The 14,080-nt window shown below is 52.8% G+C and carries 14 protein-coding genes and 4 pseudogenes; 9 read left to right on the top strand and 9 right to left on the bottom strand.

The genetic code is table 11. The features are described from left to right. Positions 1–204: 204 nt before the first annotated feature. The 6 genes and pseudogenes from ACJHWT_RS24240 to ACJHWT_RS24215 all read left to right on the top strand — a co-directional run. Positions 205–380 (top strand): annotated as a pseudogene (locus tag ACJHWT_RS24240) (transposase); the annotation flags it as partial. 862 nt (positions 381–1,242) lie between these two features. After that, complete coding sequence (locus ACJHWT_RS24235; RefSeq protein WP_000919994.1) at positions 1,243–1,809, top strand: hypothetical protein; 567 nt, start codon at positions 1,243–1,245, stop codon at positions 1,807–1,809. A gap of 240 nt (positions 1,810–2,049) precedes the next feature. Next, entirely contained in the window at positions 2,050–2,865 is an 816-nt protein-coding gene (sul2, locus tag ACJHWT_RS24230; RefSeq protein WP_001043260.1) for a sulfonamide-resistant dihydropteroate synthase Sul2, read from the top strand. Between the two features lie 60 nt (positions 2,866–2,925). Beyond that, positions 2,926–3,729 carry an aminoglycoside O-phosphotransferase APH(3'')-Ib gene (gene aph(3'')-Ib / locus ACJHWT_RS24225; protein ID WP_001082319.1) on the top strand — a complete coding sequence of 268 codons (804 nt, stop codon included), beginning with the start codon at positions 2,926–2,928 and terminating at the stop codon, positions 3,727–3,729. Then, positions 3,729–4,565: an aminoglycoside O-phosphotransferase APH(6)-Id gene (locus tag ACJHWT_RS24220; RefSeq protein ID WP_000480968.1), complete on the top strand. Its 837-nt coding sequence runs from the start codon at positions 3,729–3,731 to the stop codon at positions 4,563–4,565. Before aph(3'')-Ib ends, ACJHWT_RS24220 begins: the two co-directional genes overlap by 1 nt. Before the next feature lie 305 nt (positions 4,566–4,870). Further along, positions 4,871–5,113, top strand: coding sequence for a transposase (locus ACJHWT_RS24215; RefSeq protein WP_000844627.1), 243 nt, complete (start codon positions 4,871–4,873; stop codon positions 5,111–5,113). 31 nt (positions 5,114–5,144) lie between these two features. Here the strand turns inward: ACJHWT_RS24215 and tetR(A) are convergent, their stop codons facing one another. After that, a complete protein-coding gene (tetR(A), locus tag ACJHWT_RS24210; protein ID WP_001493764.1) occupies positions 5,145–5,795 on the bottom strand; it encodes a tetracycline resistance transcriptional repressor TetR(A) in 651 nt (216 codons plus the stop codon). A 105-nt stretch (positions 5,796–5,900) separates the two neighbouring features. Here tetR(A) and tet(A) point away from each other — a divergent pair, with 105 nt between their 5' ends. After that, on the top strand, positions 5,901–7,100 hold the full coding sequence (tet(A), locus tag ACJHWT_RS24205; protein ID WP_032153701.1) for a tetracycline efflux MFS transporter Tet(A): 1,200 nt from the start codon (positions 5,901–5,903) through the stop codon (positions 7,098–7,100). Here the strand turns inward: tet(A) and ACJHWT_RS24200 are convergent. The 6 genes and pseudogenes from ACJHWT_RS24200 to ACJHWT_RS24175 form a co-directional block, all read right to left on the bottom strand. Further along, a pseudogene (locus ACJHWT_RS24200) lies at positions 7,046–7,255 on the bottom strand (IS91 family transposase); the annotation flags it as partial. The gene tet(A) and the pseudogene ACJHWT_RS24200 sit on opposite strands and share 55 nt — an antisense overlap. Before the next feature lie 111 nt (positions 7,256–7,366). Further along, positions 7,367–7,672: a LysR family transcriptional regulator gene (locus ACJHWT_RS24195; protein ID WP_001255015.1), complete on the bottom strand. Its 306-nt coding sequence runs from the start codon at positions 7,670–7,672 to the stop codon at positions 7,367–7,369. 27 nt (positions 7,673–7,699) lie between these two features. After that, complete coding sequence (gene floR / locus ACJHWT_RS24190; protein ID WP_023300759.1) at positions 7,700–8,914, bottom strand: chloramphenicol/florfenicol efflux MFS transporter FloR; 1,215 nt, start codon at positions 8,912–8,914, stop codon at positions 7,700–7,702. A 216-nt stretch (positions 8,915–9,130) separates the two neighbouring features. Then, entirely contained in the window at positions 9,131–10,015 is an 885-nt protein-coding gene (locus ACJHWT_RS24185) for a DUF3363 domain-containing protein (RefSeq protein WP_021598067.1), read from the bottom strand. 30 nt (positions 10,016–10,045) lie between these two features. Next, positions 10,046–10,708: pseudogene (locus ACJHWT_RS24180) on the bottom strand (IS91-like element ISVsa3 family transposase); the annotation flags it as partial. Continuing rightward, entirely contained in the window at positions 10,636–10,914 is a 279-nt protein-coding gene (locus ACJHWT_RS24175; RefSeq protein WP_001349530.1) for a FaeA/PapI family transcriptional regulator, read from the bottom strand. The gene ACJHWT_RS24175 and the pseudogene ACJHWT_RS24180, both read right to left, overlap by 73 nt. 422 nt (positions 10,915–11,336) lie before the next feature. Between ACJHWT_RS24175 and ACJHWT_RS24170 the strand changes: the two genes are divergently transcribed. Next, positions 11,337–11,651: an adhesin biosynthesis transcription regulatory family protein gene (locus tag ACJHWT_RS24170; protein WP_000930062.1), complete on the top strand. Its 315-nt coding sequence runs from the start codon at positions 11,337–11,339 to the stop codon at positions 11,649–11,651. Positions 11,652–11,857: 206 nt separating this feature from the next. Continuing rightward, positions 11,858–12,127, top strand: a pseudogene (papA, locus tag ACJHWT_RS24165) (P fimbria major subunit PapA); the annotation flags it as partial. 444 nt (positions 12,128–12,571) lie between these two features. Here the strand turns inward: papA and ACJHWT_RS24160 are convergent. Both ACJHWT_RS24160 and ACJHWT_RS24155 read right to left on the bottom strand, forming a co-directional pair. After that, a complete protein-coding gene (locus ACJHWT_RS24160; protein WP_000271619.1) occupies positions 12,572–13,804 on the bottom strand; it encodes a deoxyguanosinetriphosphate triphosphohydrolase family protein in 1,233 nt (410 codons plus the stop codon). 150 nt (positions 13,805–13,954) lie between these two features. After that, the coding region (locus ACJHWT_RS24155; RefSeq protein ID WP_071704003.1) for an IS3 family transposase at positions 13,955–14,080 on the bottom strand (126 nt) is incomplete at its 5' end.

The raw sequence follows: 14,080 nt of genomic DNA, 5'->3' as shown, positions 1-14,080 counted from the left end.
GCGCTGAACAAAATGACGAAAGCAGGTATGCCTGAAAGCGTGCGTATTGCCTGAAAACACAACCCGCTACGGGGGAGACTTACCCGAAATCTGATTTATTCAACAAAGCCAGCGTTTGGTTGTGTCGTTTTACCGTAAGAACCGACCGCCGTATGTATCCATTAAGCCAGTATTGGTAACGTAGGTGCCCACCTTTTCAAACTGGTGGGCGCCTGTTATGGAGCAAAAACATTATCCGCAGAACCCCGCAGATCATTTTCAAATGAGTTAAACTTCAAATGGTTAAACTGGTTTTGCAACCAGGAGCCTCTGTTGCCCGTATTGCCCGGGAACACGATATCAATGATAACCTCCTGTTCAAATGGCTCAGACTCTGGCAGAACGTAAGGTAAAGGGAGATGAAAAAGGCAATAGCAGAACTGAGTGACAGTGAAACCATTCTGGCGTACAGGGTTGGATGGTGAAACTGATAAAAAACCCCCTCTGAAATTCTGTCAGAGGGGCTAGTCAATAAGGGAATAATATTCAACATGAAGATGTCTTCTGGGAATGTTTATATAGCAAATGCTTTCACTCCGGTAATTAATTTCCGTGATTAACTGCTTTCGATCAATAAAGGAATTGCAAAAGTGTGATCTTGTTCACGACATCGTGGATAATAATATGCCTGATGTCTGAATCCGGAAACAGTGCTCTGGCGGGTTTCATGTGAAGTTGACGGATAAAAAATCCGCACGACCAGACAGACGTGCGGTTTACGAAATTCGTAACAAGAGGCTTTTCTACGGATCACGTGGTGCGTGCCACGTGAAATTTTTGTAGCGCAAAATGTGCAATGTGTAAATACAAGGAAGGAAAAAAGTTAAATTGGTAGAAGTCCATGCCTGCCACATGTACGTCTGCATTCCTCGTTTTGAACAGAATTCTCACCAGACATCGTGAATTTCTCATTCAATCATCAGAGATATTAACCAGGATTTTTATTGTTTTGTGATATCAGCAGTGCAGGTATACAGACGTTAAAGTAATCAGGTTTATTATAACCACCTTTACAAAGTTGTATATGTTTATAATTTAATGATTTTAATGCCAGTCGTTTTCTGCTGCTTAAATTGAGGTCGCATATTATACACAATAATATTCCTGGCATTATTAAATTAATAAAAGAGGATTCTTATCACTGTATTTTTGCTCCGCACTACCGTTCTGGCTGGTGAAGTAATAATACAGGAGAATAACAGAATGCTTAAAAGACGTGATGCTTTTTTAAAGAAAAGCGCGCTGGCAGTGAGTGTGGCCCTGCTGCTCTCGGCTCAGGCTCAGGCTGTTTTGACAGGGCCTGTTGATGCTAATTCTTCCAGCTTACTGATTGGAGAAAACTCTTTTATTACGAATTCAACTGGTACAGCTAATAACACTTTCCTTTTGGGAGGTGGCGCTTTTAACATGGATTCACCAGGAAGTCTTCAGTTTGGCTCTTTTTCGGGAGTGTATAATTCTCCACACAGTGTCACCCTGGGAAGGGATGCCGGTCAGGCTGAGTCAAAATATGGTGTTGCCATAGGTAAGAGCGCTGAGGTACTTAATTCACAGCAGAGTGTTGCTATTGGGGGATGGGCTGGAATAGAAAATTCTTCAGGCTCTGTAGCTCTGGGCCATGGCTCACAGGTGTCGGGAGAAAATAACGTGGTATCTGTTGGTGCCGGACCTGAGGGATATGGAGAGAGTGTCAAAGGAGCACCGGAAACCCACTCTATTGTAAACAAGACATTTTTATCTTTTATATTCAATGGCTTATTTTCCTGCTAATTGGTAATACCATGAAAAATACCATGCTCAGAAAAGGCTTAACAATATTTTGAAAAATTGCCTACTGAGCGCTGCCGCACAGCTCCATAGGCCGCTTTCCTGGCTTTGCTTCCAGATGTATGCTATTCTGCTCCTGCAGCTAATGGATCACCGCAAACAGGTTACTCGCCTGGGGATTCCCTTTCGACCCGAGCATCCGTATGAGACTCATGCTCGATTATTATTATTATAGAAGCCCCCATGAATAAATCGCTCATCATTTTCGGCATCGTCAACATAACCTCGGACAGTTTCTCCGATGGAGGCCGGTATCTGGCGCCAGACGCAGCCATTGCGCAGGCGCGTAAGCTGATGGCCGAGGGGGCAGATGTGATCGACCTCGGTCCGGCATCCAGCAATCCCGACGCCGCGCCTGTTTCGTCCGACACAGAAATCGCGCGTATCGCGCCGGTGCTGGACGCGCTCAAGGCAGATGGCATTCCCGTCTCGCTCGACAGTTATCAACCCGCGACGCAAGCCTATGCCTTGTCGCGTGGTGTGGCCTATCTCAATGATATTCGCGGTTTTCCAGACGCTGCGTTCTATCCGCAATTGGCGAAATCATCTGCCAAACTCGTCGTTATGCATTCGGTGCAAGACGGGCAGGCAGATCGGCGCGAGGCACCCGCTGGCGACATCATGGATCACATTGCGGCGTTCTTTGACGCGCGCATCGCGGCGCTGACGGGAGCCGGTATCAAACGCAACCGCCTTGTCCTTGATCCCGGCATGGGGTTTTTTCTGGGGGCTGCTCCCGAAACCTCGCTCTCGGTGCTGGCGCGGTTCGATGAATTGCGGCTGCGCTTCGATTTGCCGGTGCTTCTGTCTGTTTCGCGCAAATCCTTTCTGCGCGCGCTCACAGGCCGTGGTCCGGGGGATGTCGGGGCCGCGACACTCGCTGCAGAGCTTGCCGCCGCCGCAGGTGGAGCTGACTTCATCCGCACACACGAGCCGCGCCCCTTGCGCGACGGGCTGGCGGTATTGGCGGCGCTGAAAGAAACCGCAAGAATTCGTTAACTGCACATTCGGGATATTTCTCTATATTCGCGCTTCATCAGAAAACTGAAGGAACCTCCATTGAATCGAACTAATATTTTTTTTGGTGAATCGCATTCTGACTGGTTGCCTGTCAGAGGCGGAGAATCTGGTGATTTTGTTTTTCGACGTGGTGACGGGCATGCCTTCGCGAAAATCGCACCTGCTTCCCGCCGCGGTGAGCTCGCTGGAGAGCGTGACCGCCTCATTTGGCTCAAAGGTCGAGGTGTGGCTTGCCCCGAGGTCATCAACTGGCAGGAGGAACAGGAGGGTGCATGCTTGGTGATAACGGCAATTCCGGGAGTACCGGCGGCTGATCTGTCTGGAGCGGATTTGCTCAAAGCGTGGCCGTCAATGGGGCAGCAACTTGGCGCTGTTCACAGCCTATCGGTTGATCAATGTCCGTTTGAGCGCAGGCTGTCGCGAATGTTCGGACGCGCCGTTGATGTGGTGTCCCGCAATGCCGTCAATCCCGACTTCTTACCGGACGAGGACAAGAGTACGCCGCAGCTCGATCTTTTGGCTCGTGTCGAACGAGAGCTACCGGTGCGGCTCGACCAAGAGCGCACCGATATGGTTGTTTGCCATGGTGATCCCTGCATGCCGAACTTCATGGTGGACCCTAAAACTCTTCAATGCACGGGTCTGATCGACCTTGGGCGGCTCGGAACAGCAGATCGCTATGCCGATTTGGCACTCATGATTGCTAACGCCGAAGAGAACTGGGCAGCGCCAGATGAAGCAGAGCGCGCCTTCGCTGTCCTATTCAATGTATTGGGGATCGAAGCCCCCGACCGCGAACGCCTTGCCTTCTATCTGCGATTGGACCCTCTGACTTGGGGTTGATGTTCATGCCGCCTGTTTTTCCTGCTCATTGGCACGTTTCGCAACCTGTTCTCATTGCGGACACCTTTTCCAGCCTCGTTTGGAAAGTTTCATTGCCAGACGGGACTCCTGCAATCGTCAAGGGATTGAAACCTATAGAAGACATTGCTGATGAACTGCGCGGGGCCGACTATCTGGTATGGCGCAATGGGAGGGGAGCAGTCCGGTTGCTCGGTCGTGAGAACAATCTGATGTTGCTCGAATATGCCGGGGAGCGAATGCTCTCTCACATCGTTGCCGAGCACGGCGACTACCAGGCGACCGAAATTGCAGCGGAACTAATGGCGAAGCTGTATGCCGCATCTGAGGAACCCCTGCCTTCTGCCCTTCTCCCGATCCGGGATCGCTTTGCAGCTTTGTTTCAGCGGGCGCGCGATGATCAAAACGCAGGTTGTCAAACTGACTACGTCCACGCGGCGATTATAGCCGATCAAATGATGAGCAATGCCTCGGAACTGCGTGGGCTACATGGCGATCTGCATCATGAAAACATCATGTTCTCCAGTCGCGGCTGGCTGGTGATAGATCCCGTCGGTCTGGTCGGTGAAGTGGGCTTTGGCGCCGCCAATATGTTCTACGATCCGGCTGACAGAGACGACCTTTGTCTCGATCCTAGACGCATTGCACAGATGGCGGACGCATTCTCTCGTGCGCTGGACGTCGATCCGCGTCGCCTGCTCGACCAGGCGTACGCTTATGGGTGCCTTTCCGCAGCTTGGAACGCGGATGGAGAAGAGGAGCAACGCGATCTAGCTATCGCGGCCGCGATCAAGCAGGTGCGACAGACGTCATACTAGATATCAAGCGACTTCTCCTATCCCCTGGGAACACATCAATCTCACCGGAGAATATCGCTGGCCAAAGCCTTAGCGTAGGATTCCGCCCCTTCCCGCAAACGACCCCTGGAAGCCCCGTAGCGACGCGGAGAGGGGCGAGACAAGCCAAGGGCGCAGGCTCGATGCGCAGCACGACATAGCCGGTTCTCGCAAGGACGAGAATTTCCCTGCGGTGCCCCTCAAGTGTCAATGAAAGTTTCCAACGCGAGCCATTCGCGAGAGCCTTGAGTCCACGCTAGATCTATCTCATCTGCGCAAGGCAGAACGTGAAGACGGCCGCCCTGGACCTCGCCCGCGAGCGCCAGGCGCACGAGGCCGGCGCGCGGACCCGCGCCACGGCCCACGAGCGGACGCCGCAGCAGGAGCGCCAGAAGGCCGCCAGAGAGGCCGAGCGCGGCCGTGAGGCTTGGACGCTAGGGCAGGGCATGAAAAAGCCCGTAGCGGGCTGCTACGGGCGTCTGACGCGGTGGAAAGGGGGAGGGGATGTTGTCTACATGGCTCTGCTGTAGTGAGTGGGTTGCGCTCCGGCAGCGGTCCTGATCAATCGTCACCCTTTCTCGGTCCTTCAACGTTCCTGACAACGAGCCTCCTTTTCGCCAATCCATCGACAATCACCGCGAGTCCCTGCTCGAACGCTGCGTCCGGATCGGCTTCGTCGAAGGCGTCTATCGCGGCCCGCAACAGCGGCGAGAGCGGAGCCTGTTCAACGGTGCCGCCGCGCTCGCCGGCATCGCTGTCGCCGGCCTGCTCCTCAAGCACGGCCCCAACAGTGAAGTAGCTGATTGTCATCAGCGCATTGACGGCGTCCCCGGCCGAAAAACCCGCCTCGCAGAGGAAGCGAAGCTGCGCGTCGGCCGTTTCCATCTGCGGTGCGCCCGGTCGCGTGCCGGCATGGATGCGCGCGCCATCGCGGTAGGCGAGCAGCGCCTGCCTGAAGCTGCGGGCATTCCCGATCAGAAATGAGCGCCAGTCGTCGTCGGCTCTCGGCACCGAATGCGTATGATTCTCCGCCAGCATGGCTTCGGCCAGTGCGTCGAGCAGCGCCCGCTTGTTCCTGAAGTGCCAGTAAAGCGCCGGCTGCTGAACCCCCAACCGTTCCGCCAGTTTGCGTGTCGTCAGACCGTCTACGCCGACCTCGTTCAACAGGTCCAGGGCGGCACGGATCACTGTATTCGGCTGCAACTTTGTCATGCTTGACACTTTATCACTGATAAACATAATATGTCCACCAACTTATCAGTGATAAAGAATCCGCGCGTTCAATCGGACCAGCGGAGGCTGGTCCGGAGGCCAGACGTGAAACCCAACAGACCCCTGATCGTAATTCTGAGCACTGTCGCGCTCGACGCTGTCGGCATCGGCCTGATTATGCCGGTGCTGCCGGGCCTCCTGCGCGATCTGGTTCACTCGAACGACGTCACCGCCCACTATGGCATTCTGCTGGCGCTGTATGCGTTGATGCAATTTGCCTGCGCACCTGTGCTGGGCGCGCTGTCGGATCGTTTCGGGCGGCGGCCGGTCTTGCTCGTCTCGCTGGCCGGCGCTGCTGTCGACTACGCCATCATGGCGACGACGCCTTTCCTTTGGGTTCTCTATATCGGGCGGATCGTGGCCGGCATCACCGGGGCGACTGGGGCGGTAGCCGGCGCTTATATTGCCGATATCACTGATGGCGATGAGCGCGCGCGGCACTTCGGCTTCATGAGCGCCTGTTTCGGGTTCGGGATGGTCGCGGGACCTGTGCTCGGTGGGCTGATGGGCGGTTTCTCCCCCCACGCTCCGTTCTTCGCCGCGGCAGCCTTGAACGGCCTCAATTTCCTGACGGGCTGTTTCCTTTTGCCGGAGTCGCACAAAGGCGAACGCCGGCCGTTACGCCGGGAGGCTCTCAACCCGCTCGCTTCGTTCCGGTGGGCCCGGGGCATGACCGTCGTCGCCGCCCTGATGGCGGTCTTCTTCATCATGCAACTTGTCGGACAGGTGCCGGCCGCGCTTTGGGTCATTTTCGGCGAGGATCGCTTTCACTGGGACGCGACCACGATCGGCATTTCGCTTGCCGCATTTGGCATTCTGCATTCACTCGCCCAGGCAATGATCACCGGCCCTGTAGCCGCCCGGCTCGGCGAAAGGCGGGCACTCATGCTCGGAATGATTGCCGACGGCACAGGCTACATCCTGCTTGCCTTCGCGACACGGGGATGGATGGCGTTCCCGATCATGGTCCTGCTTGCTTCGGGTGGCATCGGAATGCCGGCGCTGCAAGCAATGTTGTCCAGGCAGGTGGATGAGGAACGTCAGGGGCAGCTGCAAGGCTCACTGGCGGCGCTCACCAGCCTGACCTCGATCGTCGGACCCCTCCTCTTCACGGCGATCTATGCGGCTTCTATAACAACGTGGAACGGGTGGGCATGGATTGCAGGCGCTGCCCTCTACTTGCTCTGCCTGCCGGCGCTGCGTCGCGGGCTTTGGAGAAATTCTTCAAATTCCCGTTGCACATAGCCCGGCAATTCCTTTCCCTGCTCTGCCATAAGCGCAGCGAATGCCGGGTAATACTCGTCAACGATCTGATAGAGAAGGGTTTGCTCGGGTCGGTGGCTCTGGTAACGACCAGTATCCCGATCCCGGCTGGCCGTCCTGGCCGCCACATGAGGCATGTTCCGCGTCCTTGCAATACTGTGTTTACATACAGTCTATCGCTTAGCGGAAAGTTCTTTTACCCTCAGCCGAAATGCCTGCCGTTGCTAGACATTGCCAGCCAGTGCCCGTCACTCCGCGGTCTTCACTGCGTGATCGAGTTGATCGACACCCGCCGTGACACGCTCCATGAAGTGCCTGCCTGCGTCTGTTAGCCGAACGCCCCGCGCATGGCGCTCAAATAGCAGGACACCAAGGTTATCCTCCAGCGCTTTCACACGCGCGCTGACGCTCGACTGGCTGATACCAAGTGCCTTGGCCGCATGCCGAAAATTCAGATGCTCGGCGACGGCGATGAACTGAACAAGGGAAATGAGCGGTATCCTGCCAGACAGGATACCGACATTCACGAGGTTTCGATGGTTAGTGCGCCGCATCGGAGCGGGCCTGCTACCAGTCGTCGGTTAGACGACTGGCGACTTCTCGGTGGCAGCCCCACGGAGCCGAAGGAGCACCAGCCCCAACGAAACCAGTACCGCCATCGCCGTGGCGTAACAGATCACGGGCCACGCTGTGTCACCGTTTAAAAGTGCCACCGCCAATGTCCCGACAATGCTGACTATCAGGCTTTGAACGCAGAAGTAGAACGCGACCGCTGATCCCGCGATGTCGTCGAACTCTGCCAAAGCGCCGTTCGCGGTAACGGACACCGTGAAGACAATACCGACCGCGACAACCCACATCGGTAGGATGAAGGTGAGGAATGACGGCGAGCCGTAAAGTTCGCCGATCCCCAACAGGACCGCTCCGCAAACAAGCAACGCCATCCCACGCGCCACGCATCCTGCGATGCCCCATCTGGCGACAAAGGACTTCGCGAAACGGGTTGTCACGATCATTACAAGCGCGACAGTGGCGAAGGCAAAGCTGAATCCGATCTCGGAATATTCCGCTTGGCCTATGAGCACACGGGGAGCCGTCGAGAAGAAGACGAAGTAGGTGCCCATACCGGCGCTAAAGCCGACAGTGTAAACCCAAAAAGCCGGACTCGCGAAGATCGGCAAGACAGATCGGCGCGTCTTGACTTGATCCAGAGGGCGGGTTTCGTGCCACCTGAAACCCGCATTTAGGAGTGCGAGCATCGCCAGTATAGCCAAAGTAATGAATATCGCCTGCCATCCCAAGAACTCGCCGATCAATGTTCCGGCGATAGGGCCGAGCGCAGGCACGAACGCCAGCATCGAACTGAAAAGGCCGTAGATGACGACACCCTCAGGACGGTTGGCATAAACGTCGCGAACCGTCGCGAACGTCGCCACCAGCATGGCCGACGCGCCCACTGCTTGAAGTAGACGGAAAGCGACAAAGGCCGGTGCAGTTGAAGACCAAGCTGCTCCCAGAGACGCAATGACGAAAGCCGTTGCGCCCGCAAGTAGAATTGGCCGTCGCCCGATTCTGTCTGAGAGCGGACCAAAAATCACCTGGCCCACGCCGAGCATCACCATATAGAGGCTCAACGTGAGTTGGATCATAGCGGGCGTCGTGTTCAGGATGCCGGGCATCGCTGGAACGACAGGGAGATAAATATCCATCGCCAGTGAAGCGAGGATGTCGAAAGGAGCCATCAGCAGCAGTGCTGCCGGCAGCGTATAGGCCCACGCGGGGCGTGTGGTGGTCATGACGAATCAACCCTCGATTAAGGAATACCGGGCGACGTCTGCTCGTCAGCAATCAGATGAGACTAGCCTTACAGAGCGCCGCAACAACAATACTGGTTGTTGCGGCTTACTTGTCTGCTGACTTGGAATTTCCCATCTGATTACTCCACGCTTACGAATATGAATTGCTACATTTTATCCGATTATCTTTTGCTTCGCAATGCGGCATGGGCGCACTCAGCGTTCCAGCCCCCTCTGCCGCCCTAACTGCCACGACACCGACCCGCCCTGCACGATGCCCATAACCTCGCGGCCGAGTTGGCGGTCGATGATCGGCCGCCACGGGACAAGGGTGAACTCATGGGATTTCTCGACCACGGCGAACTTGCCGCTCGATAGATGCACGGTTCCGGTAAACTTGCCGCTGACGCTCTCGCCGTCCGTGGCGGCGCGGAACGGCAGGCCCTTACTCAAAGCCATATCCGATCCGACGCCGGCTACCTCGCGCTCCCGCAGGATGGCGAGAAGGTTGCGCCGGTAGAAGACGCGGCTGTCCCGGCTGCGGGTGGCGTCGCCCTGTTCGATATGGTGCTCGCGGCGCTGGTCCATGGCTTCGCGGACTTGTTGCCCGAAGCCGGTTGGCGCAAGGTCGGCCGTCTCGCCGTGGATCAGCCGCCGGTCCAGCCAGGTCGCGCCGTCCGATCCGATCTGTTTGTTCAGATCGACCGGGGAAAGGACGCGAACGCTGGCCTGACTGTCTCGGCCGGCGTCATGGGCGGCGGCACGGCTGACCAGATCATTGGGGATGCGCCATTGGTCGGCGTCGATCCGCTCGACGATACCGGCCCGGCGTAGCGCCTCCAGCCGGCGCACATGGGCATCGACATAGCCCTCATAGTCGCCGCCTGGAACGCGGCACGTATAGGAAGAATAAACGCCCTTTTCACCCAAGTCCAACAGCTTTGGACCGCAGTTGACTCTTTCGACACCCCTGCGATGCAACCCAATCCGGCTGACGGGGAGCCAGCAACGCTGAAAATTTACCCTCCTCTTTCCCACTAGCGGCTCCTTTTCCGACAACCAGCACGGCGGATCCCTGCCGCGGCGCTGTGAACGCAGCATTTTGATTGGTATCGTTGGCCTTCAGGCTCGTCAGTCAAACAGACCCAGGAGCAGCTCAGCCGGTGGCGCCCGGCTTTCGGGTAACGCCCTGGTCCCGCTGGTTTCGGCTTTGTGCTTCAGGTGATCAAGGATCTGCTTGATCACTATAGGGTCTTCAATGCAGGCGATGACTTTCATGGCGCCGCCGCAGCCGCTGCAGGTCTCGATGTCGATATTGAAAACACGCTTGAGCCGTTGCGCCCATGTCATCGACGCTCGCCGTTGTGCTGGTGTTGCCGGTTCATCAGCCACCCTGACCTTGTTGCCCCTGCCCCGTTTTGCCGGCGTGACCAACGCCCGGTGCCGACTGTTGGGTGCGAACACCCCGTGGAAGCGGGTTAGGTTGACTCTGGGCTTCGGTACCAGGGCGGCCAGCCTTGCAATGAAATCCAATGGTTCGAAAATGACGTGCGTGGTGCCGTCCCGGTACGGCGTCTTGAGCTGGTAGCGCACGTTGCCGCCTCGTGTTAACGACAGCCGCTTCTCGGATACCGCCGGGCGGCTGATGTACCGGCACAGCCGTTCGAGCTTCTTGCGTTCATCGGCCCTGGCCGCCACGCCGGCGTGCAGGCTGGACCCGGCTACCTTGCCAATCCCGTCACCGAACGGATCACCACTGGTCGGCAGAGTTTGCAAAGTGAACAACTCTGCCCCGCCTGCTTCTCTCCTTTCAGAAGCCAGTATGTTGCCATGCCCCGTCTTAATGGTGAGCGCTGAACCATACCTGCTTTTTCCAGTAATAACAGGTAATAGCGGGCCTGGTAATCCGTTACCGCCAGCGCCTCCGCAATTTCTGCCGTTTTCCCTCCATCATGCCTGTTCAGAAATTCCAGTATTTCATTCTTCATATATTCACTCATCTCACTGTAACAAAGTTTCTTCGAATAATAAAAATCATGCTTTCTGTTATCAACGGAAAGGTATTTTTATTCTCTGTGTTTGCTGTGTTTGCTGTGTTTGCTTTATTTGTGCAATTTAGTGAATTTGCTTTTTATTTGCTTTATTTGATATGTATCACATTTTGCGTTTTATTTTTCTGTGAAAAGAAAGTCCGTAAAAATGCATTTAGACGATCTTTTATGCTGTAAATTCAATTTACTATGATGTTTTTATCTGAGCGCATTCTTATTATTAGTGTTTTATTCTAGTTTAATTTTATTTTGTGGGTTAAAAGATCGTTTAAATCAATATTTACAACATAAAAAACTAAATTTAACTTATTGCGTGAAGAGTATTTCCGGGCCGGAAGCATATATCCAGGGGCCCGACAGAAGGGGGAAACATGGCGCATCATGAAGTCATCAGTCGGTCAGGAAATGCGTTTTTGCTGAATATACGCGAGAGCGTACTGTTGCCCGGCTCTATGTCTGAAATGCATTTTTTTTTACTGATAGGTATTTCTTCTATTCACAGTGACAGGGTCATTCTGGCTATGAAGGACTATCTGGTAGGTGGGCACTCCCGTAAGGAGGTCTGCGAGAAATACCAGATGAATAATGGGTATTTCAGTACAACACTTGGGAGACTTATACGGCTGAATGCTCTTGCAGCAAGGCTTGCACCTTATTATACAGATGAGTCGTCGGCATTTGACTGAATGATGGCATTCCGGAGTTATCTTACAGATAAAAAGAAGTCCTTATCAGAAAGCAGACAGGTTATATCAGTATTCTGTCGATAAATAACCTGCCCTGAAAATACGAGAATATTATTTGTATTGATCTGGTTATTAAAGGTAATCGGGTCATTTTAAATTGCCAGATATCTCTGGTGTGTTCAGTAATGAAAAAGAGGTTGTTATTTATGATTAAGTCGGTTATTGCCGGTGCGGTAGCTATGGCAGTGGTGTCTTTTGGTGTAAATGCTGCTCCAACTATTCCACAGGGGCAGGGTAAAGTAACTTTTAACGGAACTGTTGTTGATGCTCCATGCAGCATTTCTCAGAAATCAGCTGATCAGTCTATTGATTTTGGACAGCTTTCAAAAAGCTTCCTTGAGGCAGGAGGTACATCCAAGCCAATGGATTTAGATATTGAGTTAGTAAATTGCGATATTACAGCTTTTAAACAAGGTCAAGCACTGATGAATCCCCTAATGATTTTTATCAAAATCATTAGGGGATTCATCAGGACTCAGTATAAATCCAAGACAAAATCCCCCCGTGAATGCATTTAATAAAGACTTTAATGTTCTGTTAAAGGTGCGGATATAAAATGCATAAATAAAAGAAAGAGATCCGGTGATTATACCGGTGCAAAAATATGTTGTCCATTCAGGTACCGTATTTTGTAAAACAGTATAATGAGATATAGCGGATGCCCACAACATATACCAGCACAAACCACCTGTAATAAGATATGTTATTGCTGTGGAAAACCATTTCCTGTATTTATTTTCAGGGTAATTGTTCTTGCCCATCAACGCATTTCCAGAATATTTAAAATAACCTGTCACCGAAACGGAATAAAGGCGCAATAACCATAACGGGAAAATATGCGCCTCTGGTAATCGGCAGTGTTACTTCAGACAGTGAGTTTCCCATTCCTTGACTGCAAATGTATCCATCATACCTGAAATATAGTCAACCACTGCTCGTTTTTTGCTGATTTCAAATATACAGGAATCTGGTTGGGGTAAGGTGAATTTAAGTTCAGGAGGCAGAAATTTATAATTCTCTCCTTCATTGTAAAAGTCATATAAATCCCTGATTATTTTATTTCCCCTGAACTCATAGGTGAGGATATTACGTTTTCGCATGATGACTTTAAAGAGAAGTTTTTTGAGTCCTTCGGATAACGCATTCAGTTTCCCGAACCCCAGTTCCTGAAAACCATTCAGGTTCGTTACTACAGAAATATCTGCAACGAGGCGATTGACAATATTTGAAGTTAACTCCTTGCGGAATATGATGGCAAATTCTTCTGAGGTTTTCAGTAAGTTAGCCTGAAAAGCGGTGTTTCTCGACTGAGTAACGATTTCCCTGAACTGTTCCCTCGCTCCCCGGAATTCGTCAGAAATCTGAAACTCATATTCAATATCTTCAATCGTGACCATGTTCCTGCTAAGGGCATCTTCCAGGTCATGCGCGGCGTAGGCAATCTCATCCGCGAGATCCATTATCTGCGCATCAATCGTTTTCTCTCCGGGATTCAGATCGAGCTGATTTTCAGCAAGCAGGTTAATGTAAAAATAGTAATCATCATCATAAATGAACTTGCCGGCAGTAGCTGCAGCGCGGGGGATGGGATACTTAACAACCGAAAGTAAACTACGGTGAGTCAGATTTAATCCGTTGCAGTATGAAAATTTCTTCTCCAGTTTTCTCAGGATACGTAGCGCCTGTGCATTACCTTCATAGCCGCCGATTTCTTCAGACAGTTCATTAAGCAGTTTTTCACCGGAATGACCGAAAGGAGGATTTCCGATGTCATGCGCCAGCGCTGCCAGTTCAACCACCACCGGGTTAATCAGTTTGAGGTCTGACGCGATACTTCGGGCGATCTGAGCAACCTCAAGACTGTGCGTTAATCTGTTTCTGTTGAATTTTTCAGGATCAATTTCAAAAAGTTGCATCTTTCCCTGCAGCCTGCGAAATGATGATGAATACAGAATACGCGCGTAATCCCGTTGATAATTATCCCGGCTTCTTGTTTCACCATCGGGGGACGGGTGCTCTCTGGTATCAGCAAGCGCACTGATAAGTTTTTGTTCCTGCTCTTGCGCAAATTCTTTTAATTCATTGCAGTACATATTTCTTCCTTTCTGGAGCATGTTACCAAATCAGAATACCGGATGAACAAAACTGGTGGCTACATCCTGTAGGGATTATGTATTAGTAAGCTCTGGCCATTAGTGCCATTTCAGGTTATGTGATCCTACCCACGTAATATGGACACAGGCCTAAGCGAGGTTCTTGTTTTCAAATTGTTCCGGACTGAGGCCGCCACACCAACTGTGCCGCCGCCACCGATTGTAATCACATTCGATATAATTAAACACCGTTGCCCGCATTATTTCCCGGCTGAT

The sequence above is a fragment of the Escherichia sp. WS338 genome (assembly GCF_046486405.1).
Taxonomy (GTDB): Bacteria; Pseudomonadota; Gammaproteobacteria; order Enterobacterales; family Enterobacteriaceae; genus Escherichia; species Escherichia coli.
This window is presented reverse-complemented; position numbering and strand designations above follow the sequence as displayed.

What these genes read in the sequence shown, in the direction of transcription:
- ACJHWT_RS24235 (WP_000919994.1), top strand. Translation starts at nt 1,243, where the DNA reads ATGCTTAAAAGACGTGATGCTTTTTTAAAGAAAAGCGCGCTGGCAGTG.
- sul2 (WP_001043260.1), top strand. Translation starts at nt 2,050, where the DNA reads ATGAATAAATCGCTCATCATTTTCGGCATCGTCAACATAACCTCGGAC.
- ACJHWT_RS24220 (WP_000480968.1), top strand. Translation starts at nt 3,729, where the DNA reads ATGTTCATGCCGCCTGTTTTTCCTGCTCATTGGCACGTTTCGCAACCT.
- ACJHWT_RS24195 (WP_001255015.1), bottom strand. Translation starts at nt 7,672, where the DNA reads ATGCGGCGCACTAACCATCGAAACCTCGTGAATGTCGGTATCCTGTCT.
- floR (WP_023300759.1), bottom strand. Translation starts at nt 8,914, where the DNA reads ATGACCACCACACGCCCCGCGTGGGCCTATACGCTGCCGGCAGCACTG.
- ACJHWT_RS24185 (WP_021598067.1), bottom strand. Translation starts at nt 10,015, where the DNA reads ATGCTGCGTTCACAGCGCCGCGGCAGGGATCCGCCGTGCTGGTTGTCG.
- ACJHWT_RS24175 (WP_001349530.1), bottom strand. Translation starts at nt 10,914, where the DNA reads ATGAGTGAATATATGAAGAATGAAATACTGGAATTTCTGAACAGGCAT.
- ACJHWT_RS24170 (WP_000930062.1), top strand. Translation starts at nt 11,337, where the DNA reads ATGGCGCATCATGAAGTCATCAGTCGGTCAGGAAATGCGTTTTTGCTG.
- ACJHWT_RS24160 (WP_000271619.1), bottom strand. Translation starts at nt 13,804, where the DNA reads ATGTACTGCAATGAATTAAAAGAATTTGCGCAAGAGCAGGAACAAAAA.